Origin of the sequence: Christensenella sp. (assembly GCF_034927525.1) — a bacterium.
GTDB lineage: Bacteria > Bacillota > Clostridia > Christensenellales > Christensenellaceae > Christensenella.
This window is the reverse complement of record NZ_JAYFPU010000077.1, coordinates 1-5,093: the sequence shown is the minus strand read 5'-3', so window position 1 is coordinate 5,093 and position 5,093 is coordinate 1. Positions and strand designations below refer to the sequence as shown.

General features: G+C 52.1%; 5 protein-coding genes. All 5 read left to right on the top strand.

Going from position 1 to position 5,093, the window contains the following annotated elements; genetic code table 11:
- Window positions 1-865: PhoH family protein (locus VB081_RS02750; RefSeq protein WP_323399323.1), on the top strand; the 865-nt coding region annotated here is incomplete at its 5' end.
- 20 nt (window positions 866-885) lie between these two features.
- Window positions 886-3,156, top strand: a complete 2,271-nt coding sequence (locus VB081_RS02745; protein WP_323399322.1) for an HD family phosphohydrolase — start codon at window positions 886-888, stop codon at window positions 3,154-3,156.
- On the top strand, window positions 3,137-3,619 hold the full coding sequence (ybeY, locus tag VB081_RS02740; RefSeq protein ID WP_323399321.1) for an rRNA maturation RNase YbeY: 483 nt from the start codon (window positions 3,137-3,139) through the stop codon (window positions 3,617-3,619). Before VB081_RS02745 ends, ybeY begins: the two co-directional genes overlap by 20 nt.
- A 4-nt stretch (window positions 3,620-3,623) precedes the next feature.
- Window positions 3,624-4,373, top strand: coding sequence for a diacylglycerol kinase (locus VB081_RS02735; RefSeq protein ID WP_323399320.1), 750 nt, complete (start codon window positions 3,624-3,626; stop codon window positions 4,371-4,373).
- Window positions 4,374-4,385: 12 nt separating this feature from the next.
- Window positions 4,386-5,093: GTPase Era (era, locus tag VB081_RS02730; protein ID WP_323399319.1), on the top strand; the 708-nt coding region annotated here is incomplete at its 3' end.

Genomic DNA, 5,093 nt, shown 5'->3' with positions numbered 1-5,093 from the left:
CCGTGCGACAGAGCACGGCATTTGCATTTCGGGCGAACCCAAGGCGGCAAAAGAGGCTGCGGACATCATTGAAGTGCTGAAAAAAATGTACAATAAGAACGAGACGATCGGCGAGAGCACCATCGGTTATGCGATGGAACTTGTGAACGAAGGACATCAGGAGATGGTGAATGAAATGATGTCCGATGTCGTGGCGATCACGTCGCGCGGCAAGCAGATCAAATGTAAATCCTACGGGCAAAAGGAATACATCAAGGCAATCAAGGACAATACGGTTGTGGTGTGCGTCGGCCCGGCAGGAACAGGAAAAACGTATCTGGCGATGGCAATGGCTGTTGTCGCGCTCAAAAACAAGCAGATATCGCGTATCATCCTGACGCGTCCGGCGGTAGAGGCGGGAGAAAAGCTCGGCTTTTTGCCGGGAGACATGCAAAACAAGGTAGACCCGTATCTGCGGCCGCTATATGACGCGCTTTATGATTTTATGGGCGCCGAGGCGTATGCGCGCCTGGCGGAAAAGGGTACGATCGAGGTGGCGCCGCTCGCGTATATGCGCGGACGCACGTTGAGCGATGCGTTTATCATCCTGGACGAGGCGCAAAACTGTACGATGGAACAGATGAAAATGTTTTTGACGCGGTTTGGTGAAAACTCGAAAGTCGTCGTGACGGGGGATATCACGCAGATCGACCTCCCGAAGGAGCGTTCGTCCGGACTGAAGAAGGTAACGGGCATCCTTAAGAATATTGACCACATCGGGATCGTCAACCTTACGAACAAGGACGTTGTGCGGCACCCGCTGGTGAAAAATATCGTCAAGGCGTTTGAAAAGTACGAGAACAGGCAGCAAAACACGATCGTATAGCAAAGCGGTTAGGGGACTATATGGCTTTTAAAAACGAAAGAAGTAAAAAAGCAACTGTGAACCTGCTGATGGCAGTCGGTTCGCTTGCCGTATGTATTGCGATCGCGCTGGTTTCGATCACCCCGCAGACGTACGATATTTCCGTAGGGGAGATATCGAACCAGACCATTACCGCACCCAAAGACGTGGTGGATGAAGTGACCACGCAGGCAAAGATCGAGGAAGCACAGGCGCAGGTGGGGCCGTCTTACAAAAAGGACGCGGACATCACCCAGCAGTCGAGCAAAAAGCTCAGTGAGGACTTTGCGGCTTTCGAAAAAGCGCGCGCACAGGCGCAAAGCATATACGAACAAAAGGAACAGGAAAAAGCCGATGCAGTGCAGCAGGAGATCGATAAGGTGCAGCAGGCGAATGCGGCGCAGACAGACCCGGTCGCAACGCCGGCTCCGGTGCCCACGCCTTACACGCCGGCGGTGTTTGATCCGGCTAACGTGGAGTGGGACAAACTGCTGACGCAGGAGCAGATCACTGAAATAAAAGATATCCTGCCCGATTATATCGACAGCACGCAGTTTTACCATATCCTGTCTATGACGGCAAAGCAGCTTTCCAATTTGCAGGAGGCGGTATCCGGCGAGGTTGAAAACCTTCTTTCCAAGGGCATCACGAGCGACGAGCTGGACCAGACGAAAAGCGATGCGATACAGGATATCGAGGAGAAGCTCGATCTGACCGAGACGATGCGCAGCCTTATGGTGGCTGTGATCTCCAACGATTTGACGGCCAACGTTGTGTTCGACGAAACGGCGACAAAAGAGGCGCGCGATAAGGCGGCGGCGCTTGTTACGCCAAAAATGTATAAAAGTGGGCAGAATATCGTTGTGAAAGGCGAGATCGTCGGCGATGCGGAATACGGCGTGCTGAAATCGCTGGGGCTTTTGAGTACGGAATCAACTTCGATAAGGCCGTATTTTGGCATTATCCTTTATATTGTACTGGCATATGTTTTGTACGCTGTGTTTTTGGCCGTGTTCAACAGGCGGCTGCTGATGAATACCAAAAAAATTGCCATTCTTGCGATATTGACGGCCGCTGCTTATGGCGCGACTGCGCTCGCACAGCTTGTGGCGATCCATATCTTCCCGATCTTCTTGTTTGTGATATTGGGAGCAGTGCTGCTGTCGCCCAAAAATGCGCTGCTATACAGTGTGTTCCTGTCGCTGCTTTTGGTGAGCGTTACAACGGGCGGGCAGGAGATGTTCAGCGAAGCGTCGCTTATGCTGCTGCTGATCACAATGATGGGAAGCTTCTTTGCGGTCTATACATTAAAGGATATGCGCTACCGTTCGCGGCTGGTGCTCGGCGGGCTCACCGCCGCCATACCGGGCGTGGTGGTCGTATTGATCGTGTGGATGCTGCAGGTGCCCATCGTCGGAGACCAGGCGCCAAATGTACAGCAGCTGCTCAACAGCATGGCAATGCTCGCGATCAGCGGTGTGATGTGTGGTATTATAAGCATTGGCGTGCTGCCGCTCTTAGAAAATGCTTTCAAGCTGACGACGCCGACCAAGCTGCTGGAGCTTTCCGACCCGACCCATCCGCTGACCAAGCGGCTGATGATCGAAGCGCCGGGAACGTACCATCACAGTATTTTGGTGGCGAATCTGGCGGAGGCGGGCTGTAACGCGGTTGGCGGCTTTGCTTTGCTGGCGCGTGTGGGCGCCTATTTCCACGACGTAGGCAAGGTGGAAAACCCGTTGTTTTTTAAGGAAAATCAGCGAAACAATGTCAATCCGCACGATAAGATCGAGCCAAAGGACAGTGCGGCGATCATCAGAAAGCACGTGCCGGACGGTGTGGCAATGCTCAAAAAATATAAGATGCCGGGCGAGATCATCGACATCGTCCGTAACCATCATGGAAATGGCACAGTTGGGTACTTCTATTACGAGGCGCTGAAACAGGACGAGAACACAGATATAGAGGACTACCGCTATGCGGGCAGTCCGCCGGACACCAAAGAAGGCGCGATCGTGATGCTGGCAGACATCGTAGAGGCTGCCGTAAGAAGCCTTGACGACCCGAGCAGGGAAGAAATATCTGATATGGTGCACAAGCTGATCAAGGCAAGGTATGACGAAGGACTTCTCGATCGCACGCCGCTCAACAGGCGTGATTTGCGCGATATCGCGGAAGCGTTCATCAATATCTTTGACGGTGTATACCACCAGCGCATCAAGTACCCGGACATCAAGATACACGGAGCGGAAGATGAAGATCATATTCTCTGATGAACAGAAAAAAATAGAATTTACAGACGAAATGCGCGACGCGATCAAGAGGACGCTTGAGGCCGCGCAGTGCGAAGCGGGGATGGCGTGCTGCGTCAATATCCTGCTGACGGATAATGAGGGCATCAGGGATCTCAACAGCGAGTTTCGGGATATCGACAAGGAAACGGATGTGCTTTCGTTCCCGGCGTACGAGCTTAGTGGGCTGTTTGCAGAAAGCATTGACGATATCGATCTGGAATATGTCGATGAAGATGTGTTTTTGGGGGATATCGCGATCTCTCTGCCGCGCGCACAGCAGCAGGCAGAGGAATATGGGCATTCGCTCGTGCGGGAAATGGCGTTTTTAGCGCTGCACGGGACGTTGCATCTTTTGGGGTACGACCATATGACGCCCGAAGAAGAAGCGTGTATGACGCAAAAGCAGCGCGAGATACTGGAGTCGGTTAGCATTGGCAGGTAGGGACATGGACGAAAAAGAAACCGAGAAAAAATACAGACCAAAAAAATCATTGATGAACAGCTTTAACCATGCAATCAATGGTTTTTTACAGTCGTTTAAAATGGAACGCAATATGAAGATACACATTGCGCTTGCCGTAGTGGTCATCATTGCCGCGCTGGTGACGCAGGTGACGCGTTTTGAGATGATGGCGCTGGTGCTTGCTATCGCGTTTGTAATCTTTGCGGAGCTTGTGAATACCGCGGTGGAGGCGGTGGTAGATATTGCCACGCACAACCAGTACAATGAGCTTGCGCGTCTCGCAAAGGATGTGTGTGCGGGCGCTGTGTTCGTGGCTGCCATGTGCGCGCTTGTCATCGGGTATCTGGTTTTTTTCCGTAAGCTGTATACATATTCTTACCTATCCGTCAATTATATCAACAACCTATCGGGATATATTACTTTTGCGGCATTGGTACTGGTGTTCATCGCCGTGATCATCCTAAAGTCGCGTTCCATGAAAAAAGGCGGCAACTATGTACAGGGAGGCATGCCCAGCGGGCATACTGCCTTTGCGTTCGCTCTTTTTACGGCGATCGCGTTTGTCTCGGGCGATCCGGTATCTTCGACGTTTGCCGCGGTACTGGCTTTGATCGTGGCGGAAAGCCGTATGGAGACCAAGGTGCACACGTTTGCAGAGGTATTAGTAGGCGCGTTCATGGGCATTGGCATCACGGTCATCGTCTTTGAGCTCGCGGAATTGTTTGTGTTTTAGGAAAGGGATCAAATGGAATTTAAATCAGGATTTATTGCACTGCTGGGAAGCCCTAACGTAGGGAAATCGACGTTGCTCAATGCTCTGGTGGGAACGAAGGTCGCTATTGTTTCCAAAAAACCGCAGACCACGCGCAACCGTATAACAGGCGTGCGAACGCGGGAAGAATACCAGATGGTGTTTATGGATACGCCGGGGCTGCACACACCAAAAAACAAGCTGGGCGAATTTATGGTCAAGACTGCGGAAACAACTGCGCGCGACGTGGACGCCGTGCTTTTTCTGGTGGACGCCAAGGTTGGCGCGCGCGAGCGGGACATGGAGATACTGAATAAGCTGGTGCAACAAAAGGGCGCGCCGCTTATTATAGCGCTCAACAAGATCGACGCGGTGGACGCAGAGCGCATCGAGGAAGTGGAAGCTTCCCTAAAGCCGTTCGACAAAAAGATCATACGTATTTCGGCGGCGCAGGCGCTGGGGCTTAATGCGCTTGTCGAGGAGCTGAAAACATACCTTGTGGAAGGGCCGATGTATTATCCGGAGGATATGGTCTCCGACCAGCCGGAGCGCGTGTTTGCGGTGGAGCTGATCCGTGAAAAAGCATTGAAAAGTATTGGCAAAGAGATACCGCACGGCATTGGCATTGAAGTCGAAAAAATGCAGTATGACGAGCAAAAGGAAATTTATAACATCGACGCGGTGATCTATTGCGAAAAGGAT